The sequence below is a fragment of the Streptomyces sp. GLSS-08 genome (genome assembly GCF_056387915.1).
Window position 1 is genome coordinate 43,058 of record NZ_JBWJAQ010000003.1, and the last position, 25,299, is coordinate 68,356.

At 72.4% G+C, this 25,299-nt stretch carries 26 protein-coding genes and 1 riboswitch; of the genes, 8 read left to right on the plus strand and 18 right to left on the minus strand.

The window, feature by feature from the left end:
• Window positions 1-67: 67 nt before the first annotated feature.
• The 3 genes from AC0ZLC_RS05745 to AC0ZLC_RS05755 all read right to left on the minus strand — a co-directional run bounded on the left by AC0ZLC_RS05745 (window position 68) and on the right by AC0ZLC_RS05755 (window position 3,166).
• A complete protein-coding gene (locus AC0ZLC_RS05745) occupies window positions 68-1,225 on the minus strand; it encodes an ROK family transcriptional regulator (RefSeq protein WP_476750787.1) in 1,158 nt (385 codons plus the stop codon).
• A gap of 100 nt (window positions 1,226-1,325) precedes the next feature.
• Complete coding sequence (locus tag AC0ZLC_RS05750) at window positions 1,326-1,988, minus strand: response regulator transcription factor (RefSeq protein WP_476750788.1); 663 nt, start codon at window positions 1,986-1,988, stop codon at window positions 1,326-1,328.
• A 14-nt stretch (window positions 1,989-2,002) separates the two neighbouring features.
• A complete protein-coding gene (locus tag AC0ZLC_RS05755) occupies window positions 2,003-3,166 on the minus strand; it encodes a sensor histidine kinase (RefSeq protein WP_476750789.1) in 1,164 nt (387 codons plus the stop codon).
• A 107-nt stretch (window positions 3,167-3,273) separates the two neighbouring features.
• Here AC0ZLC_RS05755 and AC0ZLC_RS05760 point away from each other — a divergent pair, with 107 nt between their 5' ends.
• The 3 genes from AC0ZLC_RS05760 to AC0ZLC_RS05770 all read left to right on the plus strand — a co-directional run bounded on the left by AC0ZLC_RS05760 (window position 3,274) and on the right by AC0ZLC_RS05770 (window position 5,466).
• A complete protein-coding gene (locus tag AC0ZLC_RS05760) occupies window positions 3,274-4,212 on the plus strand; it encodes an ATP-binding cassette domain-containing protein (RefSeq protein WP_476750790.1) in 939 nt (312 codons plus the stop codon).
• 2 nt (window positions 4,213-4,214) lie between these two features.
• A complete protein-coding gene (locus tag AC0ZLC_RS05765) occupies window positions 4,215-4,937 on the plus strand; it encodes an ABC transporter permease (protein WP_476751185.1) in 723 nt (240 codons plus the stop codon).
• An 85-nt stretch (window positions 4,938-5,022) separates the two neighbouring features.
• Window positions 5,023-5,466 carry a hypothetical protein gene (locus tag AC0ZLC_RS05770; protein ID WP_476750791.1) on the plus strand — a complete coding sequence of 148 codons (444 nt, stop codon included), beginning with the start codon at window positions 5,023-5,025 and terminating at the stop codon, window positions 5,464-5,466.
• A 312-nt stretch (window positions 5,467-5,778) separates the two neighbouring features.
• Here the strand turns inward: AC0ZLC_RS05770 and mug are convergent, their stop codons facing one another.
• The 8 genes from mug to AC0ZLC_RS05810 all read right to left on the minus strand — a co-directional run bounded on the left by mug (window position 5,779) and on the right by AC0ZLC_RS05810 (window position 15,634).
• Entirely contained in the window at window positions 5,779-6,330 is a 552-nt protein-coding gene (mug, locus tag AC0ZLC_RS05775) for a G/U mismatch-specific DNA glycosylase (RefSeq protein WP_476751186.1), read from the minus strand.
• A complete protein-coding gene (gene purB, locus AC0ZLC_RS05780) occupies window positions 6,327-7,769 on the minus strand; it encodes an adenylosuccinate lyase (protein WP_476750792.1) in 1,443 nt (480 codons plus the stop codon). The genes mug and purB overlap by 4 nt, the downstream gene beginning before the upstream one ends.
• 137 nt (window positions 7,770-7,906) lie before the next feature.
• Window positions 7,907-8,689: an SGNH/GDSL hydrolase family protein gene (locus AC0ZLC_RS05785; RefSeq protein ID WP_476750793.1), complete on the minus strand. Its 783-nt coding sequence runs from the start codon at window positions 8,687-8,689 to the stop codon at window positions 7,907-7,909.
• Between the two features lie 410 nt (window positions 8,690-9,099).
• Window positions 9,100-10,113 (minus strand): hemolysin family protein, encoded by a 1,014-nt coding sequence (locus AC0ZLC_RS05790; RefSeq protein ID WP_476750794.1) that lies wholly within the window; start codon window positions 10,111-10,113, stop codon window positions 9,100-9,102.
• Window positions 10,110-11,450: a hemolysin family protein gene (locus AC0ZLC_RS05795; RefSeq protein ID WP_476750795.1), complete on the minus strand. Its 1,341-nt coding sequence runs from the start codon at window positions 11,448-11,450 to the stop codon at window positions 10,110-10,112. The genes AC0ZLC_RS05790 and AC0ZLC_RS05795 overlap by 4 nt, the downstream gene beginning before the upstream one ends.
• 170 nt (window positions 11,451-11,620) lie before the next feature.
• On the minus strand, window positions 11,621-12,046 hold the full coding sequence (locus AC0ZLC_RS05800) for a GNAT family N-acetyltransferase (protein ID WP_476750796.1): 426 nt from the start codon (window positions 12,044-12,046) through the stop codon (window positions 11,621-11,623).
• Between the two features lie 110 nt (window positions 12,047-12,156).
• Window positions 12,157-14,724, minus strand: a complete 2,568-nt coding sequence (locus AC0ZLC_RS05805; protein WP_476750797.1) for an ABC transporter permease — start codon at window positions 14,722-14,724, stop codon at window positions 12,157-12,159.
• 7 nt (window positions 14,725-14,731) lie between these two features.
• The gene (locus AC0ZLC_RS05810; protein ID WP_476750798.1) at window positions 14,732-15,634 is read right to left on the minus strand and encodes an ABC transporter ATP-binding protein; all 903 of its coding nucleotides are present in this window, start codon (window positions 15,632-15,634) and stop codon (window positions 14,732-14,734) included.
• 206 nt (window positions 15,635-15,840) lie between these two features.
• On the opposite strand from AC0ZLC_RS05810, the gene AC0ZLC_RS05815 reads away from it, so the two are divergent.
• Entirely contained in the window at window positions 15,841-16,080 is a 240-nt protein-coding gene (locus AC0ZLC_RS05815; RefSeq protein WP_355780445.1) for a toxin-antitoxin system HicB family antitoxin, read from the plus strand.
• 4 nt (window positions 16,081-16,084) lie between these two features.
• Window positions 16,085-16,459 (plus strand): fic family toxin-antitoxin system, toxin component, encoded by a 375-nt coding sequence (locus AC0ZLC_RS05820; protein ID WP_476750799.1) that lies wholly within the window; start codon window positions 16,085-16,087, stop codon window positions 16,457-16,459.
• Window positions 16,460-16,488: 29 nt separating this feature from the next.
• On the opposite strand, the gene bioD is transcribed toward AC0ZLC_RS05820, so the two are convergent.
• From bioD to bioB, 3 genes are read right to left on the minus strand one after another with little or no spacing between them, the layout of a single operon-like run.
• The gene (bioD, locus tag AC0ZLC_RS05825; RefSeq protein ID WP_476750800.1) at window positions 16,489-17,214 is read right to left on the minus strand and encodes a dethiobiotin synthase; all 726 of its coding nucleotides are present in this window, start codon (window positions 17,212-17,214) and stop codon (window positions 16,489-16,491) included.
• Window position 17,215: 1 nt separating this feature from the next.
• Window positions 17,216-18,496, minus strand: coding sequence for an adenosylmethionine--8-amino-7-oxononanoate transaminase (locus tag AC0ZLC_RS05830; RefSeq protein WP_476750801.1), 1,281 nt, complete (start codon window positions 18,494-18,496; stop codon window positions 17,216-17,218).
• Window positions 18,489-19,703 (minus strand): biotin synthase BioB, encoded by a 1,215-nt coding sequence (bioB, locus tag AC0ZLC_RS05835; protein ID WP_476750802.1) that lies wholly within the window; start codon window positions 19,701-19,703, stop codon window positions 18,489-18,491. The genes AC0ZLC_RS05830 and bioB overlap by 8 nt, the downstream gene beginning before the upstream one ends.
• 156 nt (window positions 19,704-19,859) lie before the next feature.
• Between bioB and AC0ZLC_RS05840 the strand changes: the two genes are divergently transcribed.
• Window positions 19,860-20,993 (plus strand): 8-amino-7-oxononanoate synthase, encoded by a 1,134-nt coding sequence (locus AC0ZLC_RS05840; protein ID WP_476750803.1) that lies wholly within the window; start codon window positions 19,860-19,862, stop codon window positions 20,991-20,993.
• Window positions 20,994-21,022: 29 nt separating this feature from the next.
• On the opposite strand, the gene AC0ZLC_RS05845 is transcribed toward AC0ZLC_RS05840, so the two are convergent.
• Window positions 21,023-21,247, minus strand: coding sequence for a DUF397 domain-containing protein (locus AC0ZLC_RS05845; RefSeq protein ID WP_476750804.1), 225 nt, complete (start codon window positions 21,245-21,247; stop codon window positions 21,023-21,025).
• 9 nt (window positions 21,248-21,256) lie between these two features.
• Window positions 21,257-22,111 (minus strand): helix-turn-helix domain-containing protein, encoded by an 855-nt coding sequence (locus AC0ZLC_RS05850; RefSeq protein ID WP_476750805.1) that lies wholly within the window; start codon window positions 22,109-22,111, stop codon window positions 21,257-21,259.
• 249 nt (window positions 22,112-22,360) lie between these two features.
• Between AC0ZLC_RS05850 and AC0ZLC_RS05855 the strand changes: the two genes are divergently transcribed.
• Complete coding sequence (locus AC0ZLC_RS05855; RefSeq protein ID WP_476750806.1) at window positions 22,361-22,813, plus strand: ATP-binding protein; 453 nt, start codon at window positions 22,361-22,363, stop codon at window positions 22,811-22,813.
• 40 nt (window positions 22,814-22,853) lie between these two features.
• Here AC0ZLC_RS05855 and AC0ZLC_RS05860 read toward each other — a convergent pair whose 3' ends face one another.
• Together AC0ZLC_RS05860 and AC0ZLC_RS05865 are read right to left on the minus strand one after the other, a co-directional pair.
• Window positions 22,854-23,387, minus strand: a complete 534-nt coding sequence (locus tag AC0ZLC_RS05860) for a DUF6328 family protein (protein WP_476750807.1) — start codon at window positions 23,385-23,387, stop codon at window positions 22,854-22,856.
• A 79-nt stretch (window positions 23,388-23,466) separates the two neighbouring features.
• Entirely contained in the window at window positions 23,467-23,940 is a 474-nt protein-coding gene (locus AC0ZLC_RS05865) for a C40 family peptidase (protein ID WP_476750808.1), read from the minus strand.
• Between the two features lie 3 nt (window positions 23,941-23,943).
• Window positions 23,944-24,108, minus strand: a riboswitch (cyclic di-AMP (ydaO/yuaA leader).
• Between the two features lie 888 nt (window positions 24,109-24,996).
• On the opposite strand from AC0ZLC_RS05865, the gene AC0ZLC_RS05870 reads away from it, so the two are divergent.
• The gene (locus tag AC0ZLC_RS05870; protein ID WP_358853768.1) at window positions 24,997-25,299 is read left to right on the plus strand and encodes an urease subunit gamma; all 303 of its coding nucleotides are present in this window, start codon (window positions 24,997-24,999) and stop codon (window positions 25,297-25,299) included.

Genomic DNA, 25,299 nt, shown 5'->3' on the forward strand with positions numbered 1-25,299 from the left:
GCCGCACGAGCCGCACACGTCACGCCCCGGACTGCGGGGCGTGACGTTTCTCGTCCACCGCGGGGCGTCAGCGACGTGCGGTGACCGTCCCCTCCACCGCGAACAACTGCTCCTCCACATGGTCGAGGGCCAGCCGCAGCGCCCCCGTCGCGACCGCCGCCTCGCCCAGCAGGGACAGGGCCACCTTCGGCGGACGCAGACAGTAGCGGGCCAACTCCCGTCGCAACGGCTCCAGTACGCCGTCCAGACCGGCCGCCCAGCCGCCGATCACGACCAGCTCGGGGTCGAGCGCCAGCACGAGCGCGGCCACGTCGTGGACCAGCCGCTGGATGTAGCGGTCCACGGCGGCACGGGCCCGCGTATCGCCCTCGCGCGCGAGGGCGAAGACATCGGCGACGGCCTGCTCGTCGAGGGGGTGCAGCGGCTCGTCCGTCGTCGACAGCAGCGTCTCCGGCGTCGCCCCGCGGCCCAGCAGATGCAGCGCCCCGATCTCCCCTGCGGCGCCGCCGTAGCCCCGGTGCAGCCGCCCGCCGATCAGCGACCCGGCGCCCGGGCTCAGGCCGGCCAGCACGAAGACGATGTCGTCGGACTCCGTCGCCGAGCCCTTCCAGTGCTCGGCGACCGCCGCCGCGTTCGCGTCGTTCTCGACCAGCACCGGGCACTTGAAGGACCGGCTCAGCCGCTCACCGAGACGTAGACCCGTCCACTCCGGCAGCGCCGTGCCGAGACGTACGGTGCCGTCCGCCTCGACGATTCCGGGGCTGCCCACCCCCACCGCCCGCAGGGAGCTGCGCGCGACGCCCGCCCGGCGCAGCAGTTCGGCCACCGCGCCGCGCAGCCGCTCCAGCCGCTCGTCCGCGGGGGCGGTCTCCTCGACGTCCTTGGAGATGGCGCCCAGTACCCGGCCGTCCAGGTCGGCGAGGAGCGCGGCGACCCGGTGCGGGCCGATCTCCAGGCCCAGCAGGTGCCCGGCCTCGGCCCGGAACCTGAACCGCCTCGCCGGCCGCCCCTGGCGCCGCGCGGCACTGTCGTCGGCCGCCTTCTCGACGACCAGCCCGCCCTCGATCAGCCCCTCGACGACGCCCTCGACCGTGGGTCGGGACAGTCCGGTCACCCGGGTGATCTCGGTGAGCGTCGCGCAGTCCGTGGCACGCAGCGCGTGCAGCACGACCGCGGAATTGATCCTTCGCAGCAGAGAGGGGTCCCCGCCGGTCAACTGCCCCAACGTCTTTCCTCCCAGCTCGTGCGCGTGTTGGCCGGATCGTACTCGGCGGGGCGGGTCCCGGCGAGTGCCGGGACCCGCCCCGCCGACAGGCGGGTCCCTCTCAGCCGGGTGACACGAACCCCGACTCGTACGCCGTGATGACCGCCTGCGTGCGGTCCCTGGCGCCCAGTTTGGCCAGTACGGCGCTGACGTGGGACTTGACCGTCTCCGCCCCGACGGTCAGCCGCCCCGCGATCTCCGCGTTCGACAGGCCCCGGGTCATCAGGCGCAGCACCTCCGCCTCCCGCCCGGTCAGGGCGGCCCGGTCCAGCAGCGCCCGCGCCGCGGGGTTCCCGCCCCCGTCGCCGTACTCGGCGGCCAACTGCCGCACCGAAGCGGGGAAGAGCAGCGACTCGCCCTCGGCGACGAGCCGCACCGCGTGCACGATCTCGGCCGGCCGGGCCCGCTTCAGCAGGAACCCGTCGGCACCGGCGCGCAGCGCCTCGTAGACGTACTCGTCGTTCTCGAACGTGGTGATGACCAGGATCTTCGGCGGGTCGGCGACGGTCCGCAGCACCGCCCGGGTGGCCTCGATGCCGTCCAGGAGCGGCATCCGCACGTCCATGGCGACGACGTCGGGCCGCAGCCGCCGCACCAGCGGGATCACCGCCGCGCCGTCGGCCGCCTCCCCGACGACCTCGATGTCGGGCTGCGCCTGGAGGACGGCGCGCAGACCCGCGCGGACGAGGGGTTCGTCGTCGACGAGCAGTACGGACACCGGCATCCGGCCAGCGTAGATCAGCGCAGCGGAAGCTCCACGCGCACCTGCCACTCGCCCTCGTCCGGACCCGTCCGCGCGCGGCCGCCGAGCAGCGCCGCGCGCTCCCGTATCCCGCGCAGCCCGCTGCCCCGCCCCGGCCCCGGGACGGCGGCCGTCAGCGGATTGCGCACCTCAAGACCGAGGGTGCCGTCCGCGACCGCGACCCGGACCCGCACCGGCACACCGCCCGCGTGCCGGAGCACGTTCGTGAGGGACTCCTGCAGGATGCGGTACCCCTCGCGGGAGACCGGTCCCGGCACGCTCTCCACCGGGCCCGTCACCTCGGCGTCGACCTTTGCGCCGGACGTGCGGGCTGACTCCAGCAGCCGGTCCGCATCGGCCAGCGTGGGACGGCCGCCCGCGGGGCGCTCCGCCTCGCGCAGTACGCCCAGAACCCGTTCGAGGTCTTCCAGCGCGGCCCGTCCGGTGTCCTCGATCGCGGCCAGAGCCCGGTCGGTGAACTCCGGGTCGCCGGCCGCCCGCGCCGCCCCCGCCTGCACGACGGCCACCGTCAGAGCGTGCCCGATGGAGTCGTGCAGCTCACGGGCGATGCGGGTGCGTTCCAGGAGCTGCTCGGTGCGCTCCTCCAGGGCGGCGAGCCGCTCGGCGGGAGAGGGGCCGAGGAACCGGCGCGCGAGGAACGTGATCAGCTCCCCGAGGCCGACCACCGCCCCGTACAGGGCGAGCAGCGGCAGCGGGACGAGCAGCACGTAGGCCCAGTGCGGCTGCGACACCGTCATGAGGGGATCGTGGACAGGCGCGTGGCCGAACGCGGCCCGGAGCAGGTCGACGACGAGCACCGGCAGCCACACGGTGACCGTCGTCGTCACGGCGCCGAGGCCCATCCGCACCTCCAGCCACAGCACGGTCCGCAGCCGGTCCCGCCACGTGAGCGACCGGGTGACGGAGACCGCCGCGTCCCGGCCGGCCTCCCCGCCCGGCGACAGCAGCAATCGTGCCTGCACGCCCTCTCCCGTGCGCGCGGCCGGGATCAGCCCCAGCGGGATCAGCAGCAGGGCCGGCACCCACGGCTTGGACATGTCGATGAACAGCCACACGCTGACGAACAGCATCGGCACCCACAGGTGCAGCAGACGCGTGTACGTCGTCCCGCGGGTCAGCGGGCGCAGAAAGCGGGCCATGGCGTCATCGTGCCAGGCGGCACCGGCGGCGGACCTCCCCCGGGCGAGGGAGACAATCCCCACCGGCGGGGGAGGACCGAGCGGGCCGAGAAGGCCACGCTGGGGCCATGACCAGCATCGACGTGCAGGACCTCACCAAGGAGTACGGCACCGGGCGCGCCGTGGACCACCTCACCTTCCGGGTGCTCCCCGGCCGGGTCACCGGCTTCCTCGGGCCCAACGGCGCCGGGAAATCCACCACCATGCGGCTCGTGCTCGGCCTGGACCGGCCGACGTCCGGCACCGCCACGATCGCGGGACGCGCCTACGCCTCGCTGCACCAGCCCCTGCGGCACGTCGGCGCCCTGCTCGACGCGCGGGCCCCGCACGGATCACGCACCGCGCGCGACCATCTGCGGGTGCTCGCCGCGAGCAACCGGATCCCCGGGCGACGCGTGGACGACGTACTGGAGGAGACGGGACTCTCCTCGGTCGCACGGAGCCGGGTGCGCACGTACTCCCTGGGCATGCGCCAGCGGCTGGGTATCGCCGCCGCGCTCCTCGGGGACCCGCCCGTGCTGCTGCTCGACGAGCCGTCCAACGGGCTCGACCCCGAAGGCATCGTCTGGATACGCGAGTTGCTGCGCCGGCTCGCCCGCGAGGGCCGCACCGTCCTGGTCTCCAGCCACCTGATGAACGAGACGGCGTCCTTCGCCGACCACCTGGTGGTCCTCGGCCGTGGGCGCCTGCTCGCCGACACCCCCCTGCGGGAGTTCGCCCACGCACGCGTGCAGCCCCGCGTCCGGGTGCGCACCACGGACGGCCCGGCGCTGAGCGGCCTGCTCGCACGGCACGGCTACGAGGCCGTCGAGGGCGGGGACGGACGCTGGACCGTGCTTCACGCGCGCGTGGAGGACATCGGGCACCTCACGTCGGGTGCCGGAGTGCCGATCCTCGAACTGGCTTCGGAGGAGGCCACCTTGGAACAGGCCTATCTCGATCTCACCGCCTCGGCGACCGAGTTCACCGCCACCCCGTCCCCGACGCGCCGGACCCTGGAGAAGTGACCATGCCGTTCACCCCCGTACTCCGCGCGGAGTGGATCAAGATCCGTACACTGCGCTCGCTCCTCGGCGTGCTGCTCGCCGTCGTCCTCGTCACGGCCGCCTTCTCCGCGCTCGCCGGTCTGGACGACTCGGACACCGCGTCGGACCCCCTGTTCTCGGCGCTGTTCGGCATCAGCTTCGGGCAGATCGCGGCGATCGCCTTCGGCGCCCAGGCCGTCTCGGCCGAGTTCCGCGGCGGTGCGCTGCGGGTCTCGCTCACCGCGGTGCCGGACCGGTTGCGGTGGTTCGCGGCCAAGGCGCTGGCGGTCGCCGTACCGGCGCTGGCCGCCGGCCTGGCCGCGGGAGGTGCAGGCCTGGCCGTGGGCAGGGCCGTCCTCGGGAGCCGGTGGAGCGGCGTGAGCTGGGGCGAGGGGCTGCGCGGCGTCGTCGGATGCGGCATCTACCTGGCTCTCATGGCCCTGTTGGCGGCCGGACTGACCGCCGTGCTGCGCAGCGGGGTGGCGACGCTGAGCATCCTCGTCCCGTTCCTGCTGATCGTCTCCTTCGTGATCGGCGGCATGTCGGGCGGTGCCGCGGACTATCTGCCGGACAGGGCGGGCCAGGTGGTGCTGCACGAGACCTGGGACGGTGCCCTCGGACCGTGGACCGGGCTCGCCGTCACCGCCGCCTGGGCGGCCGCCGCCCTGTGCGCGGGAGCGTGGAGCGTACGACGCCGTGACGCCTGACCTCGCGAGGCCGCTCCCGTCGGGGGCCCGCGTGCACCGGCTGACGGGCCGCCAATTGTCAGTGGCGGCCGGTTTACTGGACGGCATGACCATCGCGCGGCAACTCGCCACGATCGACCGGCTGTGCTCCGAGGCCTTCCCCGCGGAGCACGGCCGGTCCGACGTCGGCACCGGGGGACCGGGCTACCACCTGGCCGAGCTGGCCACGAGCGGCGACTTCTGGGAGGACGACGGCACGGGCCGCGAGGAGACGGAGGAGCAGTACGAGGCCGACCGGGACGGACTCACCGAGCGGCTCACCGGCCGGTGGGGGAGCCCGCAGCGCTTCTCACTGGCGAGCGTCCTGGAGCGGTCGGCCGACGGGGAGGAGATACCGGAGCCCTGGGGCACGCTGAGTGCGCACGTGCCGGACCTGCACCTCTGGAAGGAGGACCGGCACGGCCGCTGGGTCGCGCTCGGGGTCTCCCAGTGGGACAAGGAGCTCCCGTTCCAACTCCTGGCCGTGGTCACGGACATAGACCCACCCTGACCCGCGGGCGCGGGCCGTGGTTCGTGGCCTGCGTGTGCCGCGGGTTCCTGGCGTGCGGTGCGGTGCGGCGGGTGCGGTGCGGTGCGGCGCTGCGGGTGGCCATGCGGCCAAGGGGGCGTGGGCGGCCTAGGGCCTGTCGTTTGGATCAGGCCCGCTGTGACCGACGGTTCGTCCTGACCGACCCGAGCGGGGTCTGGCGCGTGCAGCTGCAAGGCGGAGGAGGGAGTCGACGCGGAGCGTCGGCGACCGACGACAACGCCGCAGATGTGCGCGCCAGACCCCGCGACGCCGGCCTGATCCAAACGACAGGTCCTAGGCGTCGGCGTCTGCCGTCTCCCGCAGGAGCGCGAACTCCTCCGCCATCGTCGCGGCCGTCCAATGGGCGTTCAGTCCGCTCGGGTTGGGCAGCACCCACACGCGGCTGTTCCCGATCGTCCGCTCCTGCGGCCCCACCTTCGCCCGGCGGTCGTCGAACGCGGCGCGGTACGCCGTGACGCCGACCACCGCCAGCCAGCGGGGACGCAGCCGTTCCACCTTGGCGCCGAGCAGCCCGCCGCCCTCGCGGTACTCCTCGGCGGTCAGCTCGTCGGCCCGTGCCGTCGCCCGTGCCACCACGTTCGTGATGCCGAGCCCGTACGAGAGCAACTCGTCCTGCTCGGACGGTTTCAGCAACCGCGGCGTGAAACCCGACAGGTGCAGCACGGGCCAGAAGCGGTTGCCCGGCCGGGCGAAGTGATGACCGGTGGCGGCCGTCATCAGGCCGGGGTTGATGCCGCAGAACAGAACGCGGAGGCCGTCCGCGACGACATCCGGCACCAGCCGGTCGCGGGCGGCCTCCAGCTCCGCCGGAGTGAACCGGGTCAGAGGATCGCCCCCGGCGTGTAGCCCGCGGCCTGCGGGTACCGCTTCACGATCTCCTCGATCCGGCCGACGACGACGGCCACCTGATCGGCGGCGGCCCCCGTGAACGACAGCTTGTCGGCCATCAGCTCGTCGAGCCGCGCACGGTCCAGCGGGATGCGCTCGTCCGCGGCGAGCTTGTCGAGCAGCTCGTTGCGCTCGGCGCCCTGCTCGCGCATGGCGAGGGCGGAGGCGACGGCGTTCTCCTTGATCGCCTCGTGCGCGACCTCGCGGCCGACACCCGCCCGCACCGCGCCCATGAGGACCTTCGTGGTCGCGAGGAAGGGCAGGTAGCGGTCCAGCTCACGGGCGACGACGGCCGGGAAGGCGCCGAACTCGTCGAGGACGGTCAGGAACGTCTCCAGCAGGCCGTCCAGAGCGAAGAACGCGTCCGGCAGCGCGACCCGGCGCACCACCGAGCACGACACGTCGCCCTCGTTCCACTGGTCACCCGCCAGCTCGCCCGTCATGGAGGCGTAGCCCCGCAGGATCACCATCAGGCCGTTGACGCGCTCGCAGGAGCGGGTGTTCATCTTGTGCGGCATGGCCGACGAGCCGACCTGGCCCGGCTTGAAGCCCTCGGTGACCAGCTCGTGCCCGGCCATCAGCCGGATCGTCTTGGCCAGCGAGGACGGCGCGGCTGCCAGCTGCACCAGCGCGGTCACCACCTCGTAGTCGAGGGAGCGCGGGTAGACCTGGCCGACGGACGTGAACGCCTGTGAGAAGCCGAGGTGCCCGGCGATGCGCTGCTCCAGGTCGGCGAGCTTCGAGGCGTCGCCGCCGAGCAGGTCGAGCATGTCCTGGGCCGTGCCGACCGGGCCCTTGATGCCGCGCAGCGGGTAGCGGGTGAGCAGTTCCTCGACCCGGCCGTGGGCGACGAGCAGTTCGTCGGCGGCGGTCGCGAAGCGCTTGCCGAGGGTCGTGGCCTGCGCGGCCACGTTGTGCGAGCGGCCGGCCATGACCAGCTCGCCGTACTCGCCCGCCAGCTTGCCGAGACGCGCCAGCACGGCCACCGCACGGTCGCGCACGAGCTCGAGCGAGAGCCGGATCTGGAGCTGCTCGACGTTCTCCGTGAGGTCCCGGGACGTCATGCCCTTGTGCACCTGCTCGTGCCCGGCGAGATCGTTGAACTCCTCGATCCGCGCCTTGACGTCGTGCCGCGTGACCTTCTCGCGCTCCGCGATCGACGCCAGGTCCACCTGGTCGAGCACGCGTTCGTAGTCGGCGAGGGCGGCGTCCGGCACCTCGATCCCGAGGTCCTTCTGGGCCCGCAGCACGGCGAGCCAGAGCTGACGCTCCAGCTTGACCTTCTGCTCGGGGGACCAGAGCGTGGCGAGCTCGGCGGAGGCGTAGCGTCCGGCGAGGACGTTCGGGATACGGGGCTTTGCAGGCGCGGCAGTCACGTGTACGGATTCTACTGGCGATTCGTGCAGGCCAGCGCCGCGGGGTTGTTCGTCGGAAGCTACTAGTCCGTCGTGGCTGGCGGGCGCGGTGCTCCCCGCCCCGCCGGGTCAACCCGTCCCGGCCTGAAGTGTCCCGCCTACGCGTCCGGCCTCTCCCACGGCAGCAGGTCGGGCCGCTTGGCCGGCAGCCCGTCGCCGGACGAGCGGCCGGTCAGCCGGCGGGCTATCCACGGCAGCAGATGCTCACGGGCGAAACGGACGTCGGCCGTGCGGCGGGCGATCCAGCCGGGCGGCGGGGTGGGCGGTATCGGCGCGTGCCAGTCCGCGTCCTGCGGGTCGTAGCCGAGCGACTGCCAGACCGCCTCGGCGACCCGCTGGTGGCCCTCGGACGTGAGATGGAGCCGGTCCACGTGCCACAGGCGGGGGTCGGAGAGCGAGGCGGCCCCGTACAGGTCTACGACGAGCGCGCCGTGCCGGGCTGCGAGGTCGTCGATGCAGGTGAACAACTCCTCCATGCGCGGCCGGAACCGTTCGAACACCGGGCCGTTGCGGCCGGGGCTGCGCATGAGCACGAGCTGTTTGCAGGAGGGGGCGAGCCGTTCAACGGCCTCCTCCAGGAGCGCGCGCACCCGGCCCATGTCGCACTTGGGCCGCAGCGTGTCGTTGAGACCGCCGACCAGCGTGATCACGTCGGGTTCCATGGCGGACGCCAGCGGCACCTGCTCGTCGACGATCTGCTGGATCAGCTTGCCGCGCACCGCGAGATTGGCGTAGCGGAAGCCGGGCGTGTGCGCGGCCATCCGGGCGGCGAGAAGGTCCGCCCAGCCCCGGTACGAGCCGTCGGGCAGCAGGTCCGACATGCCCTCGGTGAAGGAGTCGCCGACCGCGACAAGGCTGGAGTGGGTGGGATTCGTCTGCATGGCGAGAGCGATCGTAACGCGGCTCCATACCCGCCGGTCGGTCGCCCTACCGCCACGCGCGGCCGGCAGGCGGGCGGCCACGAAGCGAACAGCACGGCAGGCGGGCGGCCACGGGACGAACACGCTGCCATGCGGCCGTACGTGCCTGGCGCCGTCCCCCGGGCACACCACCGACCGCCGCCGTCACACCGCCCACCACCACGAGCGGGGCTCAGGCCCCCGCGGGTCTGCTCGGCCCCCAGCGGGTCGACGCGGGCCGGCGGGCCGACCCGGGCCCGACGGGCCGGACCGGTCCCGCGGTCCCGCGGGGCATCGGGGCATCGGGGCATCGGGGCATCGGGGCATCGGGGCATCGGGGCGAGACCGTCGCCCACCCGCCCGCAGCACCCCGTACGCCGGCCGCGCTCCGGCTACACAGGCTGTCCGAACAGCTCCCGCAGGACGTCCTCCATGGTCACCAGACCCGACAGGCGCCCGTCCTCGCCGAGTACCGCCGCCAGGTGCGTGCGGCTCCTGCGCATGGCAGTCAGGACATCGTCCAACGGGGTGTCCTCGCGGACCCGCGCGATGGGGCGCATGTCCCGGACCGCGAACGGCAGGTCGCGCGGCATCACGTCGAGCGCGTCCTTGACGTGCAGATAGGCCACGATCCGGCGGCCGTCGTCCACCACGGGGAAGCGGGAGAACCCGCTCTCGGCGGACAGCCGCTCCACCTGCTCGGCAGTGACGCCCACGCGCGCGTAGACCACGCTCTCCAGCGGAAGCACGACGTCCCGCACGGGCCGGCGGCCGAGCTCCAGGGCGTCGTGCAGCCGCTCCCTGGCCCGGTCGTCGATGAGGCCGGCCTCGCCGGAGTCCGCGACCAGGCGGGCCAGCTCGTCGTCCGAGAACGTGGCCGTGACCTCGTCCTTGACCTCCACCCTGAGCAGCTTCAGAATCCCGTTCGCGAAGGCGTTCACCGCGAAGATCACCGGGCGAAGTCCCCGGGCCAGCGCGACGAGCGGCGGCCCGAGCAGCAGCGCGGTCCGTACCGGCTCCGCCAGCGCGACGTTCTTCGGCACCATCTCGCCGAGCAGCATGTGCAGATAGGTCGCCACGGTGAGCGCGATCACGAACGACACCGCGTGCCCCGCGCCCGCGGGGACACCGACCGCGTGGAACACGGGCTCCAGCAGGTGCGCGATCGCCGGCTCGGCCACCACGCCGAGAACCAGCGTGCACAGGGTGATGCCCAGCTGCGCGGCCGCCAGCAGTGCGGACACGTGCTCCAGGCCCCACAGCACACTGCGCGCACGGCGGTCGCCGTCCTCGGCGTGCGGCTCGATCTGGCTGCGGCGCACCGAGATCAGGGCGAACTCGCCGCCCACGAAGAACGCGTTCACGACGAGCGTGGCCAGGCCGATCAGTAGTTGTACGACGGTCATCGCGCCCCCTCCTTCTCCTCGGCACGGTGTCCGCCGTCCGGCGCGTGCAGCAGTACGCGGGCGGCGCGGCGCCCGGAGGCGTCCGTCACGTCGAGCAGCCAGCCGGCCACCTCGACGCTGTCGCCGACGGCCGGGATGCGGCCCATCTCGGCGGCGACGAGGCCGGCCAGCGTCTCGTAGGGACCGTCCGGCACCCGCAGGCCGACCCGTGCGAGCTGGTCGGTGCGGGCCGACCCGTCGGCGGAGTACAGCGTGCGGCCTTCCGGGTCCGTGCCGGCCGGCGCCAGGTCGGACGTCTCGTGCGGGTCGTGCTCGTCCCGCACCTCCCCGACGACCTCCTCGACGATGTCCTCGAGCGTGGCGACGCCCGCGGTACCGCCGTACTCGTCGATGACGACGGCCATCGTGCGCTTGACGGCCAGCCGGTCCAGGAGCCGGTCGACGGTCAGCGACTCCGGTACGAAGAGGGGCTCGCGCGTGATGTGCGAGACGGAGGTACGCGCCCGGTGGCCTGCGGGCACGGTCAGGACGTCCTTGATGTGCACCACACCGACCACCGAGTCGAGGTTCCCGCGGTACACGGGGAACCGGGACAGGCCCGTCGCCCGTGTCGCGTTCGCCACGTCCTCGCAGGTCGCCTGCACGTCCAGGGCGATGACCTGGACGCGGGGAGTCATCACGTTCTCCGCGGAGAGGTCGGCGAGGTTGAGCGTGCGGACGAAGAGCTCGGCGGTGTCCGGCTCCAGGGCGCCCGCCTTGGCGGAGTGACGGGCGAGCGCCACGAGCTCCTTGGGGCCGCGCGCGGAGGCCAGCTCCTCCGCCGGTTCGATGCCGAAGCGGCGCACTAGGCGGTTCGCGGTGTTGTTCAGGTGGGTGATGAACGGGCGGAACGCGGCGCTGAACCAGCGCTGCGGGCTCGCCACCCGCCGGGCCACGGCGAGCGGCGACGAGATCGCCCAGTTCTTGGGCACCAGCTCGCCGATGACCATCAGGAAGACGGTCGACAGGGCCGTCCCGAGCACCAGGGCGACGGAGTGCGACGCCGACCGGGGCACGCCCACGGCCTCCAGCGGACCGGCGATCAGCTTGGCGATGGACGGTTCGGCGAGCATGCCGACGACCAGGTTGGTCACCGTGATGCCGAGTTGCGCGCCGGACAGCTGGAAGGTCAGGTTCCGTACGGCCTTGAGGGCACCGGACGCGCCGCGCTCGCCCCGCTCGACGGCGCGCTCCAGCTCACCGCGCTCGATCGTGGTCAGGGAGAACTCTGCCGCGACGAAGGCACCACAGGCCACGGAGAGCAGGATCGCCACCAGGAGAAGGAGCACTTCGGTCATCGGGTCACCTCCGTCCCATGGTCGGCCAGGGGCGGGGGGATCGCGCGATGTCGGAGACCGGGAGGACGGCAGTGCCGCTGACCGGGAGGTTCGCCCATGGGCGGACGCTCACACCTTTCCATGCGGGAGGACGGCTGATGTGACCAATGGTAAAGGGTCGGCAAAGTGAATCACCGGGGCAGTGGTTTGACCCACCTGCGCCAGTGTTCCTCGGGCGTGTACCCCGCGGCGCGCCACGCATGACGCGCCGTCTCGTTCCGCTTCAGCACCATCGCGTCCCCGCGGCGTCCGCCGAGCCGTACGAACCGCTCCTCGGCGGCGGCCAGGAGCGCCGAGCCGATCCCGAGGCGCCGGCGCGACGGGTGCACCGCCAGCCGGTACAGATGGCAGCGCCAGCCGTCGAAGCCCGCGATGACCGTGCCGACCAGTTCCCCGTCCCGTTCCGCGAGGATCAGCGCCTCGGGGTCGCGGCTCACCAGCCGCTCCACGCCGTCCCGGTCGTCGCTGATGCTCGTGCCCTCGGCCGCCGTAGTCCAGAAGGCGAGCACGCTGTCCAGGTCGTCAGGCGTTGCGGCCCGTATCCGCAGATCAGTCATCCCGCGATCCCACCACGGGCCCCCATGGGTGATACGGGGATTCCACGATCCGGACGCTCGCGGAACGCTCACGCTCCCACTCACCCGTACGCGACCGGCGCGCACCCTCCTCACTCGTGCGCGATGGCCGCCAGGACGTTCATGCGTGAGGCGCGCAGCGCGGGGAGCAGCGCGGCGACGATGCCCACGACCGCCGAACCGACCACCACCGCGACGACGGTGGTCCAGGGGATCGCCAGCGCCGTCATGCCCTGGAGCGCGAGCACCTGCTGCACGCACAGCCCCCACAGCAGACCGAGCGCGAGTCCGAGCACCGCACCGAACACGGCGATCACCACCGACTCCAGACGGATCATCCGGCGCAGCTGACGGCGGGCCAGCCCGATCGCGCGCAGCAGACCGATCTCGCGGGTGCGTTCCACGACCGACAGGGCGAGGGTGTTGACGACGCCGAGCACGGCGATGACGATCGCGAGGCCGAGCAGCGCGTACACGAGGTAGAGCAGCACGGCGATCTGGTCGTGGATCAGCTTCTTGTAGTCGGCGAGGTCACGCACCTGGACCTGCGGATAGGGGTCGAGCGTCGTCTCCAGGCCGGAGCGCAGTCCGTCCGCGTCGGTGCCGGCCGCCGCGTTCACGTACAGCGCGGAGTCCTGGCCGTCGGGCACGTACTTCTCGATCGTGGCGAAGCCGAAGTACAGGCCGCCCTGCACGCCGAAGCCCTCGGCGGAGTCCTGGTCGGTGAAGGCGGCCGCCTCCAGTTCGGTTCTGCGCCCGCCCGGGAACTCCACGGGGATTCTGCTGCCGATCCGCACGCCGTGGTCCTTCGCGAACTCGGCGTCCATCGCGAGGTGGCCGTCGGCCAGGGCGGCCGCGGTGTCACCCCGGGCGTAGTTGACGTTGGCGACGTCGTCCAGCCGGGACTCGTAGGCCGCGGCGGTGGTCTCGACGCGCTTGCCGTCCGGCAGCCGCACCGCCACCGGCGTGAACCGCTGCCGTACGACGAGCCCGGCGCCGTCGGTGGCACGGACCTTCCCGGTGATCTCCTGCGGGAACGGCAGGAAGTTGCTGTTCTGCACCACGAAGTCGGCGCCCAGTGTCTTGTCGATCTGCTGGTCGAACGACTTGCTCATGGAGGCGCTGGCCACCGACATCCCGCCGACCAGGGCGAGACCCACCATCAGGGCGGCGGCCGTGGCCCCGGTGCGCCGGGGGTTGCGCAGCGCGTTGCGCTGGCTCATCCGGCCGACGGACCCGAAAAGGGCGGGGAAGGCCGCGCCCAGCACCCGGATCACGGGCCGCACGAGCAGCGGACCGGCGATCACGGTCGCGACGAGGGTGAGGACGACGCCGAGGGCGAGCAGGGACGCCGCCGACGAGGTCTTGGTCGCCGTCACGCAGCCCACGAGGGCGGCGGCGCCCGCCACCCCGACGACCGTCCCGACGACCGCGCGCGTCCGCAACGGCCGCCCCACCCCGGCGATCTCGGCGTCGGCCAGGGCCGCCATCGGCGAGACGCCCGCCGCGCGGCGGGCCGGGAGATACGCGGCCAGGAAGGTGACGCCCACCCCGACGGCGTATGCCGAGACGGGAGTCACCCACCCGATCACCATCTCGGTGGACTTCAGGTTCATGCCGAACACGCCCATCAGTTCGATCAGTCCGGCCGCCAGACCGATCCCGGCGGCGAGTCCGACTGTCGAACCGACCAGGCCGAGCAGCGCCGCCTCGGTCAGCACGGACCGCCGCACCTGCCGCCGGTCGGCTCCGAGAGCCCGCAACAGGCCCAGTTCGCGCGTACGTTGGGCGATGAGCATGGAGAACGTGTTGACGATCAGGAAGACCCCGACGAGAACCGCGATCCCGGCGAAGCCGAGCATCACGTACTTGATCACGTCGAGGAAGCCGCCGAGCTTGGCCGCCGCCGACTCGGCCTCCTCGTCAGCCGTTTGCAACTCGTAGGCGTCGGTGCCGAGTTCGGCGGCGATGCGCTGCTTGAGCGCGGCGTCGCCCACCCCCGGTGAGGCGATCACGGAGACGCTGGTGACCACGCCGGCCCGGCCGAGCAGTTCGGACTGTGCGGTGGGTGTGTCCAGATAGACCAGTGCGGCCCCGGGGTTGGTGGTGGTGAAGGTGGCGATTCCGACGACCCGCACCTTGAACGACCCGGGCCGGGCGAGCACGGTCAGCGTGTCGCCGATCCTCACGTGCTTGTTCTTCGCGGTGTCCGCGTCGAGCAGCGCCTCCTGCGGACCCCGCGGCGCGTGCCCCGACGTCAGTTTCACCGGGCTGCGGTCGGTGACGAACCAGTCGGTGGCGATGGTGGGCGCGCCCGTGGTCGGTCCGACGGACTCGTTCTCGCTGTCGACGACGGTGATGTTCTCCACGGACACGTCGCCGTGCGTGCTCGCCACGCCGTCGATCTCCGCCACCCGGTCGGCGAGCGAGGCCGGCACGGTGGCGGTCGCCCCGGACGGGATCTGCGACTCGAGATCCTCCCTGGGGGACACGGTCACGTCGGCCGACGTAGAGGCGAAGAGCCGGTCGAACGTGCGGGTGACGGTGTCCGAGAAGATCAGACTGCCCGCGACGAACGCGACGGACAGCACGACGGCCAGTGCCGAGAGCAGCAGCCGCCCCTTGTGTGCGAGAAAGCTCCGCAGTGTCGCCTTGAGCACGACCGCCTCAGTCCTTGTCGGGGGTCACGTCGGCGGAACCGCCGCCGGGAAGCCTGTCATGGCGGGCGGACTCCGCGCCGGAGTTCCGCGGCGCCGCCACCCCGGGTGCGCCGCCCGTCCCGTCGGTGAAGCCGGCGCGAGCCGAGTCGAAGCGCTTCATGCGCTCCAGCACGGCCTCCGCAGTCGGCCGTGCCATCTCGTCCACGATCCGCCCGTCGCCCAGGAAGAGCACGAGGTCGGAGTGGGCGGCGGCGCCGGGATCGTGCGTGACCATGACCACCGTCTGCCCGAGGTCGTCCACCGCCTCGCGCAGGAACCCGAGCACCTCGAGTCCGGCGCGCGAGTCGAGATTGCCGGTGGGCTCGTCCGCGAAGATCAGCTCGGGGCGGGAGGCGAGCGCGCGGGCGCAGGCGACGCGCTGCTGCTGTCCGCCGGACAGCTGTGCGGGACGGTGCTTCAGCCGGTCGCGCAGGCCCAGCGTGTCGATGACCTGGTCCAGCCACTTCTGGTCCGGCGTCCGCCCGGCGATGTCCATGGGCAGGGTGATGTTCTCGGCCGCGTTGAGCGTCGGGATCAGGTTGAACGACTGGAACATGAAGCCGATCCGGTCCCTCCGCAACCGGGTCAGTTCGCGTTCCTTCAGGCCGGTGATCTCGGTGTCCCCGAGCCACACCTGACCGGCCGAGACGGTGTCGAGCCCGGCCAGGCAGTGCATGAGCGTCGACTTTCCCGAACCCGAGGGGCCCATGACGGCGGTGAACCGGCCGCGCGCGATGTCCACGTCGACCGAGTCGAGAGCGAGCACGGTCGTCTCGCCGGAGCCGTACGCCTTGGTCAGTGCGCGGGCGCGGGCCGCCGTCCCTTCGGCGTCCGCCGGCCCGGCGGCACGCTCCGCTGCGGGTATGGACAAGGCCGCCTCCCGGGTCATCGACGTGCCGACTCCTTCGTCCCGGCCGAGCGTAGGGCGACCGGGAGCCCGCCCGGTATCCTCCCGAAGTGCCGGACGCCCTCCGCCCCAGGTCTGGCCCCCGACACTCGTGTAAGGGGCACTTTCCACCTCCGGGTGGACGCCGCGCGCCCTTGCCGGTGCTAGCGCTTCGGCGCTAGCTTCGAGGTATGGCGAAGACCCAGTTGAACGTACGGGTGGACGAGGGTACCGCCCGTGCCGCCCGTGAGCGTGCCCTGGAGCGCGGCATGAGCGTGAATCGCTACATCGAAGAGCTGGTCAGACAGGACACCGGAGAGGCGGGCCACACCTTCGTGGACGCCGCGGCCGACTTCATGAAGCAGTACGAGACCGTCTTCGCCGAGGAGTTCGGCGCGGAGCGTGAGGGCAAGCGCGAAGGTCGTCGTTGATCCGTTGAGCCACCTCAGAATCGATCTCGCCTGGCTCCTCATGATCGCCGAACAGAAGACGCCCGGAGATCCCCAGGTCACCGACTGGGGCGACCTCGTCGCAGCCGTGAGCCGGCACGAGGCGGAGATATTCGGCACCCCCGTCTACGACAGCCCGCACGCCCGCGCCGCGGCGCTGCTCCAACTCCTGCTGCACGTACCGGCCCTGGAGCGGTCCAACGCGCTGTTCGCCTCCGCCGTCGCGTACGCCTATCTCGTCGCCGACGGCATCAAGGTCGTCATCTCGCCCGAGCAGGTCCGCGACCTCGCCCGCCTGGTGAAGAGCGGCGAGGCCTCGGTCCAGGACATCGAGCGCGAACTGCGCCAGTGGAGCCTGTGAGCCCCCCGGGCCCCTGGGCCGGGGGGGGGCTACGGTGCCTCGCCGGCCGTGAACGCGTCCGCGTCCCAGGTGCCGCCCAGGCGAGGTGAAAGCCAACCCGGCGCCCCGGTACGGAAGTCGGCCGGGGTCAGCGAGCCGGCTCCGGCCGGCACCGCTCCGAGCAGCGGGGCCCCGGACACCTCAGGAAGGTCGGCCAGGTTGCAACGGCACGCCAGATCGGGGGAGTCGGGCCAGCTGCCGATCACGACGCCGGCGAAGTCGATCCCGCGACCGCGCAGCTCGTGGGCGGTTAGCTCGGTCGTGTTCAGGGTGCCGAGACCGGCCGAGGCGACGACCAGCACCGGCGCGCCCATCAGCCGCGCCGCGTCCGCCAGCGTGCCGCCCGCCTCGTCGAACCGTACGAGCAGCCCGCCCGCGCCCTCGACCAGGACGAGGTCGTGATCCGCGGCCAGTTCGGCGGCCGCGTCCGCGACCTCCTTGGGCCGCACCGGCGCGAGGCCGGCCCGGCGGGCCGCCGTCGCGGGCGCCAACGGCTCCGGATAGCGGGCGAGTTCGAGGGTCGTCACCAGCCCGGCCAGCCGGGCCACCTCGTCGGCGTCCCCACGCTCGTCCGGCCCCACCCCCGTCTGGGCGGGCTTGAGCACCGCCACCGACCGCCCGGCCGCGACCGCGGCCGCGGCGACGGCGGCGGTCGTGACGGTCTTGCCGACCTCCGTGCCGGTTCCCGTGATCACCAGTACCGGTGTGTCCCGCATGTCATCCCTCCCGTGCCGCCGCGCACACCGCGCGGGTGATGCGTGCCAGATCCGTGTCGCTCGTGACGTACGGCGGCATCGTGTAGATGAGGTCCCGGAACGGCCGCAGCCACACACCCTCGCGCACGGCCGCCCGGGTCGCCGCCTCCATGTCGACGGCGTGGTCGAGCTGGATCACGCCGATGGCGCCGAGCACCCGGACGTCCCGCACGCCCGGCAGCTCCGCCGCGGGAGCGAGTCCCTCCCGCAGCCCGCTCTCGACGCGCTTGACCTCGCTCTGCCAGTCCTGCCCGAGCAGCAGGTCGATGGAGGCGCAGGCCACGGCCGCCGCCAGCGGGTTCCCCATGAACGTGGGCCCGTGGGCGAGCACCGGGACCTCGCCCCGCGAGATGCCGTCGGCCACCCGGGCCGTGCACAGCGTCGCCGCCATCGTCAGATAGCCGCCGGTCAGCGCCTTGCCGACGCACATCACGTCGGGTGTCACACCGGCGTGCTCCGCCGCGAACAGCGTGCCCGTGCGGCCGAACGCGGTCGCGATCTCGTCGAAGACGAGCAGCACGTCGTGCGCGTCGCACGCCTCGCGCAGCACCCGCAGGTACGCGGGGGAGTGGAACCGCATCCCGCCCGCGCCCTGCACCACCGGTTCCACGATCACCGCGGCCAGCTCGTCCGCGTGCCGCTCGATCAGGTCCCGCAGATGATCCGCGTACGACTCCTCGTACGCCACCGGCGGAGCGTCCGCGAACACCTGCCGCTGGAGCACGCCCTGCCACAGCCCGTGCATCCCGCCGTCGGGGTCGCACACGGACATCGGCTGCCAGGTGTCGCCGTGGTAACCGCCGCGCCAGGTCAGCATCCGCTGTTTGCCGGGGCGGCCGAGTGAACGCCAGTGCTGGAGACACATCTTGACGGCGACCTCGACCGAGACCGAACCGGAGTCGGCGAGGAAGACGTGCTCCAGGCCCTCGGGGGACATGTCGACAAGTCGCTTCGCCAGCCGTACGGCCGGCTCGTGGGTGAGCCCGCCGAACATGACGTGGCTCATGCGCTCCAGCTGGCCGCGGACCGCGTCGTTCAGCACCGGGTGGTTGTAGCCGTGGATCGCCGCCCACCAGGACGACATCCCGTCGATCAGCTCACCGGACCCGTCGGCCATCTTCAGCCGCACGCCGCTCGCCGCCTCCACGACGAGTGGCTCCTGCCGGCCCGGCATCGGTCCGTAGGGGTGCCAGACGTGCCGGCGGTCCAGTTCGATCAGTTCCGGCACGGACAGCTCAGGCATTGGGCGCGAGGTCCGTTCCGGCGCCCCGCCGGCGTACCGCGACGAGGTCCGTCCGCGCCTCGCCCGCCTGCGGTGCGGGCGCGGACCCGCAGACCCCGCCCCCCTCGTGCGCGCCGCAGCCCGCCGCCTCGTGGGATCCGCAGCCCGCGGACCCGTGCGAGCCGCAGCCCGCGCCCTCCGCGGACCCGCACCCGCCGGCCGCGGCCCGGTGCTCGGGGAGCGTGACCTCACCCGCGCCCTCCACCTCGAACCCGGCGTCCGCGATCATCTCCAGGTCGGCCTTGCCCGCCTGGCCCTCACTGGTGAGGTAGTCGCCGAGGAAGATCGAGTTGGCCAGGTGCAGCGCGAGCGGCTGCATCGTGCGCAGATGGACCTCGCGGCCGCCCGCGATGCGGACCTCGACGTCGGGGCAGACGAAGCGGACCATCGCGAGGATGCGCAGGCAGCGCTGCGGGCTCAGGTTCCACTCCTTGGCGAGCGGAGTGCCCTCGAAGGGGATCAGGAAGTTCACCGGCACGGAGTCGGGGTCGAGATCGCGCAGCGCGTAGACGACGTCGACCAGGTCCTCGTCGCTCTCGCCCATGCCCGCGATCAGACCGGAGCAGGCGGACAGTCCGGCCGCGTGCGCCTTGTGCACCGTGTCCACCCGGTCGGCGTACGTGTGCGTGGTCGTGATCTCCCCGTACGTCCCCTCGGACGTGTTCAGGTTGTGGTTGTAGGCGTCCGCGCCCGCCTCGCGCAGCCGCTCGGCCTGCCCGTCGGAGAGCAGCCCGAGGCAGGCGCACACCTCGACGCTCTCGTTCTGGTCCTTGATCGCCTTGATGGTGTCGGAGACCCGGTCGACGTCACGGTCCGTCGGACCGCGCCCGCTCGCCACCAGACAGACGCGCTTGGCGCCCCCCGCCAGGCCCGCCGCCGCGGCCTGCGAGGCCTCGTCCGGCTTGAGCCAGGTGTACTTCAGGATCTCGGCCTTCGACCCCAGCCGCTGCGAACAGTACGAGCAGTCCTCGGGGCACAGCCCCGACTTCAGGTTGACCAGATAGTTGAGTTTCACCCGTCGGCCGAACCAGTGCCGGCGCACCTTGCCCGCCGCCGCCACCACATCGAGCAGGTCGTCGTCGGACGTGGCCAGCACGGCCAGAGCTTCGTCCCGGGTCGGCAGCTCGCGCCGAAGCCCCTTGTCCACCAGCGTGTTCAGCAGGTCCATGAGGGTCGATCCTGGCCTATGCGACCGCCCGGGGCCAAGGAGAGTTTGCACAACAGAGACCGTTCGAGGTGTGGGTATTGCCACATCCTGGGCGGCGGGCCCGGCGGCTAGGGTCTGTCCACTGCCTACAAAACGACAGGGCCCGGAGGCTCCAGCATGGCCGGATCGCCGTTCGCATGGATCGACGAGCAGGCGCACCGGCGCCGCCGGGCGGGTCTGGTCCGCACGCTGCGCCCGCGCCCCGCCGAGTCGCCGCTCCTCGACCTCGCGAGCAACGACTACCTCGGGCTGGCACGGCATCCGGAGATCACCGAGGCCGCGGCGGAGGCCGCGCGGCGCTGGGGCGGCGGCGCCACGGGTTCCCGGCTGGTCACGGGAACGACGGAGCTGCACGGTGAACTCGAGCGCGAGCTGGCCGCCTTCTGCGGCTTCGAGTCCGCCCTGGTCTTCTCCTCGGGCTACGCCGCGAACCTCGCCGCCGTCACCGCGCTCGCGCCGCACGGCTCCCTCATCGTCTCCGACGCGGGCAACCACGCGTCGCTGATCGACGGCTGCCGGCTGGCCCGCGGGACGACACAGGTCGTCGCGCACACCGACCCGGAGGCCGTCCGCAAGGCCCTCGGCACCCACGAAGGGCCCGCCGTCGCCGTCTCCGACACCGTCTTCTCGGTGGACGGGGACGCGGCACCGCTGGCCGGGCTCGCCGCCGCCTGCCGGGAGCACGGCGCGGGACTCGTCCTCGACGACGCGCACGGCCTCGGCGTGCTCGGCGACGGCGGCCGGGGCGCCGCACGGGCGTCCGGCCTCGCGGGCGCGCCCGACGTCGTCGTGACCGTCACGCTCTCCAAGTCGTTCGGCAGCCAGGGCGGCGCGGTGCTCGGGCCCGGACCGGTCATCGACCACCTGGTCAACACGGCCCGGACGTTCATCTTCGACACCGGCCTCGCACCGGCGGCGGCGGGTGCGGCCCTCGCGGCGCTGCGCCTGCTGCGCCGCGAGCCGGACCGGGCCGCGCGGGCCCGCCGGGTGGCGACGACCCTGCACACCCGCCTGACGGCCGAGGGCCTCGAGGCGGTCCGGCCGGACGCGGCGGTGGTGTCCGTGCGGGCGCCGTCCCCCAAGCGGGCGGTGGCCTGGGCGGCCGACTGCCGGGAGGCGGGTCTCGCCGTCGGCTGCTTCCGCCCGCCGTCCGTGCCCGACGGCATCTCGCGGCTGCGGCTGACCGCCCGTGCCGATCTCACGGAGGACCAGATCGAGCACGCCGTACGGGTGATCAGCCGGACGAGGTGAACACGCCGGGGGCCGTCCCCTATGGGGGATCAGCCCAGTGCGGCGATGAATTCCTCCCACGCGGCGGGGGCGAGGAGCAGGGCGGGTCCCGCGGGGTTCTTCGAGTCGCGGACGGCCACGAGCCCGGCCCACGTGCCCGGCCCCGGTCGCGCGGTCTCGACGCAGTTGTTCATTCCGGTGCTGCGGCTGCTGCGCAGCCACCGCACTCCGTGCAGGGACGTACTGGAACGTACGGACCGAGGCGGTGCCGACATGATGCCTCCTCACGCGCCGTCACGTAGCGCGGCGATGTAGTCCACGGAGTCCTCGGGCGAAAGAGCGTGGGCCCGAAGGGTGTTGAAGGCCTCGGTGTAGGCCTGGAGGTCTTCTTTCCGTTCGAGGTGGAGGCTACTCGTCATGTGGTCAAGAACAACCACATCCAGATCAGATGTGTTCGGGAATGAGAAGACAACGAAAGGTCCGCTGATCCCGACGTGGGCCCCGGACGCGAACGGCAGCACCTGGAGCCGTACGTGAGGAAGGCGCGCCGCCTCCAGGAGCCGTTCCAACTGCCGCTGCATCACCGCGCGTCCGCCGACGGCCCGCCGCAGCACGGCCTCGTCCAGCACGGCGCTCAGTTCCAGGGGCGGACGCGAACGCAGCACGTCCTGCCGGGCCAGCCGCACCTCCACCAGCGCGTTCAGCTTGCCGTCCTCCAGGCCCTCCACGGCGGCCCGGGTGACCGCACGGGCGTACTCCGGCGTCTGCAGCAGGCCCGGCACCACGCAGGTCTCCAGCGTGCGCATGGCACTCGCCTGGGACTCCAGGCTGATGAAGTCGCGGTACGTCGGAGGGAGCACGCCGCGGTAGGCGTGCCACCAGTGGCGCCCGTCGCCGTCGGGGCCGGCCAGGCCGACGAGCAGTTCGCGCAGATCGGGGCTCCGGACGCCGTACGCGTCGAGGAGCCGCCGTACGTCGGGCGGCTTCGCGCCGCTGGTGCCGGTCTCGATCCGGCTCACCTTCGACTGGTGCCAGCCGACCAGCCGGGCCGCCTCGCCGCTGGTGAGCCCCGCCCGGCCGCGCAGGGCGCGCAGTTCGCCGCCGAGCTTGCGGCGCCGCACCGCAGGACCGTGTCGCATGGCCGCCTCCTTCCGCCCGGTGAGCGGCGTTCCCGGCGACGGTAGAGGATGCGCCCGGTGCCTGGCCGAATGGGCTCGCTCGGCGCAGAGTTCACCGCATCGAGCGACAGATATATGCATATCCCGGTGGATCGCGCCCGTGAGGGATGCGGCGATGGCAGTCTGGCGCGAAGCACCGGTCCGGGACCGTACTCGAATCATCCGCTCCGTGTCGGACTACGGGTCCCGTGGGAAAGGGACGACGTCGCCATGGCAGATCACCAGGAAGCATCCGTCACTCTCCCGAGCGATCCCGCATCGGTCTCCGCGGCTCGGACCTACGTCATCGGCGTCCTCGCCGACTGGGGCCTGCCGAGTGGCACGGAGGCCGCCGAGACCGTACGCCTGATCGTGTCCGAGCTCGCCACCAACGCCGTCCAGCACACTCTCGGGCAGTCTCCGACCTTCACCGTCGACGTCGCGCTCGAGCGTGACGAACAGCTGCGCATCGGAGTCACCGACAGCCACCCGCGGTTCCCGAAGCGCCTGCCCGCCGCCGTCCAGCAGGACAACGGCCGGGGACTGGTCATCATTCGCTGGCTGACCGCCGAGTGCGGCGGCAGGCTGAGCGTGCGGCCCACCCGCGAGGGCGGCAAGACGGTCGTGATCGAGCTGCCGTGGTCGCTCCCGGCCCGGCCGGTGACGCCGGGGCAGGAACCCTGACGCCGCGACCCGGCAGCCGCCGCCAGGGCCCTGGCGGCCCTCATGGGCGCCGGCCCGGGCCTTCGTGCTCCCGAGCACCCGAGGAAGCCCCTTTCGCCCGGAGTGCGCGCCGCACGAGCCGGGGCAGGACGCCCCACAGCGCCGCGCAGACGACCAGCGTGCCGGCCGCCGCGGCGATTCCGCCGCCCCGGCCCAGGGCCACGTCGACGACGAGCAGGACGGAGCCGGTGAACGCCAGCGTCAGGACGCACAGCCCGGCCGCGGCCAGATGGGAGGAGACCCGCACGACGGTGGCCTTGGCGTTCTGCTGGAACAGCGACCGGTGCAGGGCGGCCGGGGCCACGAAGAGGGCGGCGGCCAGCACGGCGAGCAGCAGCGTGGTGACGTACGTGACGCGCTGCACGGTGTCGAGGGTCGGGAACCGCTGGGTGAACGCCAGGGTCAGCAGGAAGGCGAAGAGGATCTGCACGCCGGTCTGGACGACGCGCAGCTCCTGGAGCAGCTCGGCGAAGTTGCGGTCGGCGCGCTCCGGGGGCGTCTCGTTCCGCGCGGAGTGAGGGTGTCGGTCGTCCATGGGCGGACGAGTATCCGTTTCGCGCCATGGTCACGCCCTCCGGGGGCGACGGCGCCCGCCGCCGCCCCCGGGGAGCCGGTCAGCCGACCCGGCCGTACCAGACGCTCTTCGTCCAGATCTTCGTGAGCTTCACGACCTCTCCGGTCTTCGGGGAGTGCCAGATCCGTCCCTTCCCGGCGTAGATGCCGACGTGGTACACGTTCCGGCCCGAATGGAAGAACACGAGGTCTCCCGCCCTGCGGTGCGAGGCGGAGACGTGGTTGGTCTTGTTGTACTGCGCCGCGGCCGTACGAGGCAGCCTCTTGCCGGCCTTCTTGTACGAGTAGAGCGTGAGCCCGGAGCAGTCGAAGCGGCGCGGCCCCGTCGCGCCGTACTTGTACGGGGCACCTTTCTTGGAGGCCGCGATCTGAAGCGCCTTCGTCGCCGATGTGGCCGCGGCGGCGTCGGATGCGGCGCCGGGGACCACGAGGCTGCCGCCGACGGCGGCGATGGTGAGGGCCGAGGCCATACCGGCCCGGGTCCACAGCGACGGGACACGATTGAGCGCAGTCATGCGCAACCCTTCGTCAGCCGCCTGTGAAGGATGACCTGTCGGATTCGGGCTGGCGAAGTAGCCCGGCCGCGATGTGCGGCTTCACCCCAAGGACCGCCCGGATCTCTCCGGCGGCCCGTCGTGCTGGGTCCTCCACTCCTGCCGATCCACTTCTGTCGACCGGTCACCCGGGCGGCGGCAGGACTCGGCGTCCGCCCGGATCGCCCCGCCGCTTCGGCGGGGGCTTGTCGTCGCAGGGATCTTCACTCATGGAAGTCAGAAAATCCGAACGGAATCGGAGATTTGTGGGGTTACTCACCACTCACCCGTTCGGGTGGACACCCCCTGTTTCGAACGGAAGTTGAGGGTGCCGACCAAGCCCGCACCTGCGACGGAACCCTTCATTCCGCCTCGGCTCTCCACGCGTTGCGCAAGTTGAGGGGGCTCATGACCGGGGGTGCGTCTACACCGTTGGGGGGTACGCCGTTTGGTGCGTTTGTGTCCCGGGCCGGACGTCGCGCGAAGTCGGCGCCCGTCGGCCCGGGGCCACGGCACTCGGATGTCCGCCTTGGGTGGCAAGGCGACGCGGGCGGCCCGTCGTTCGCCCCCGCGGACCCGCACGGTCCGTGCCAGGGGCGGCGGGTGAACTTCGCTCCCGTCCCGTTGGTGCATCGGAGTGAGCGCGGGCGCGCCGGCCGGGGGCCGCGCCGCCCCTGGTGCGTATACGGTCCGGACCGCGGCGGCGGCCCCCCGTGGCCGCGCCGGCGTACCGGTGGGCCTCGCGGTGCCTCGGTGAGCTTGGACCGTTCCCGCGTCCGGGCGGCAGGGGGGCGCGGAGGGGCTCTGCGGTGCCCGACGGGTATGGAACAGCCCAGCCGGCGGTCATGAGTGGATCAAGGGCTGGTTAACGTAGTTGAAACTCCGTCCAACTAGCCTGCCGATCCACGCCACCAGGGGTTTCCGTATCCGGATTGAGCCTGATCGCCCAATCTGTCTGTGTGCTACATCTATCCCGTCGCGGTGGCTGCGGCAACCGGACCCCGCACGGTCCGGGCGAGGACTGTGAGGTGGGACGCCGTGCAACTGACCCCGCACGAGCAAGAGAGGCTGCTGATCCACGTGGCCGCCGACGTCGCCGAGAAGCGCCGGGCCCGCGGGCTGAGACTGAACCACCCCGAGGCCGTCGCCCTCATCACGTCGCACCTCCTGGAAGGCGCCCGTGACGGCCGTACCGTCGCCGAACTCATGGCGTCCGGGCGCAGGCTCCTCACCCGGGACGACGTCATGGAGGGCATCCCCGAGATGATCCACGACGTCCAGGTGGAGGCGACCTTCCCGGACGGCACCAAGCTCGTCACCGTCCACGACCCGATCGTCTGA

What these genes read in the sequence shown, in the direction of transcription:
- AC0ZLC_RS05750 (WP_476750788.1), bottom strand. Translation starts at nt 1,988, where the DNA reads ATGCCGGTGTCCGTACTGCTCGTCGACGACGAACCCCTCGTCCGCGCG.
- AC0ZLC_RS05755 (WP_476750789.1), bottom strand. Translation starts at nt 3,166, where the DNA reads ATGGCCCGCTTTCTGCGCCCGCTGACCCGCGGGACGACGTACACGCGT.
- AC0ZLC_RS05760 (WP_476750790.1), top strand. Translation starts at nt 3,274, where the DNA reads ATGACCAGCATCGACGTGCAGGACCTCACCAAGGAGTACGGCACCGGG.
- AC0ZLC_RS05765 (WP_476751185.1), top strand. Translation starts at nt 4,215, where the DNA reads ATGCCGTTCACCCCCGTACTCCGCGCGGAGTGGATCAAGATCCGTACA.
- AC0ZLC_RS05770 (WP_476750791.1), top strand. Translation starts at nt 5,023, where the DNA reads ATGACCATCGCGCGGCAACTCGCCACGATCGACCGGCTGTGCTCCGAG.
- AC0ZLC_RS05785 (WP_476750793.1), bottom strand. Translation starts at nt 8,689, where the DNA reads ATGCAGACGAATCCCACCCACTCCAGCCTTGTCGCGGTCGGCGACTCC.
- AC0ZLC_RS05790 (WP_476750794.1), bottom strand. Translation starts at nt 10,113, where the DNA reads ATGACCGTCGTACAACTACTGATCGGCCTGGCCACGCTCGTCGTGAAC.
- AC0ZLC_RS05795 (WP_476750795.1), bottom strand. Translation starts at nt 11,450, where the DNA reads ATGACCGAAGTGCTCCTTCTCCTGGTGGCGATCCTGCTCTCCGTGGCC.
- AC0ZLC_RS05800 (WP_476750796.1), bottom strand. Translation starts at nt 12,046, where the DNA reads ATGACTGATCTGCGGATACGGGCCGCAACGCCTGACGACCTGGACAGC.
- AC0ZLC_RS05815 (WP_355780445.1), top strand. Translation starts at nt 15,841, where the DNA reads ATGGCGAAGACCCAGTTGAACGTACGGGTGGACGAGGGTACCGCCCGT.
- bioD (WP_476750800.1), bottom strand. Translation starts at nt 17,214, where the DNA reads ATGCGGGACACACCGGTACTGGTGATCACGGGAACCGGCACGGAGGTC.
- AC0ZLC_RS05830 (WP_476750801.1), bottom strand. Translation starts at nt 18,496, where the DNA reads ATGCCTGAGCTGTCCGTGCCGGAACTGATCGAACTGGACCGCCGGCAC.
- bioB (WP_476750802.1), bottom strand. Translation starts at nt 19,703, where the DNA reads ATGGACCTGCTGAACACGCTGGTGGACAAGGGGCTTCGGCGCGAGCTG.
- AC0ZLC_RS05840 (WP_476750803.1), top strand. Translation starts at nt 19,860, where the DNA reads ATGGCCGGATCGCCGTTCGCATGGATCGACGAGCAGGCGCACCGGCGC.
- AC0ZLC_RS05845 (WP_476750804.1), bottom strand. Translation starts at nt 21,247, where the DNA reads ATGTCGGCACCGCCTCGGTCCGTACGTTCCAGTACGTCCCTGCACGGA.
- AC0ZLC_RS05850 (WP_476750805.1), bottom strand. Translation starts at nt 22,111, where the DNA reads ATGCGACACGGTCCTGCGGTGCGGCGCCGCAAGCTCGGCGGCGAACTG.
- AC0ZLC_RS05855 (WP_476750806.1), top strand. Translation starts at nt 22,361, where the DNA reads ATGGCAGATCACCAGGAAGCATCCGTCACTCTCCCGAGCGATCCCGCA.
- AC0ZLC_RS05860 (WP_476750807.1), bottom strand. Translation starts at nt 23,387, where the DNA reads ATGGACGACCGACACCCTCACTCCGCGCGGAACGAGACGCCCCCGGAG.
- AC0ZLC_RS05865 (WP_476750808.1), bottom strand. Translation starts at nt 23,940, where the DNA reads ATGACTGCGCTCAATCGTGTCCCGTCGCTGTGGACCCGGGCCGGTATG.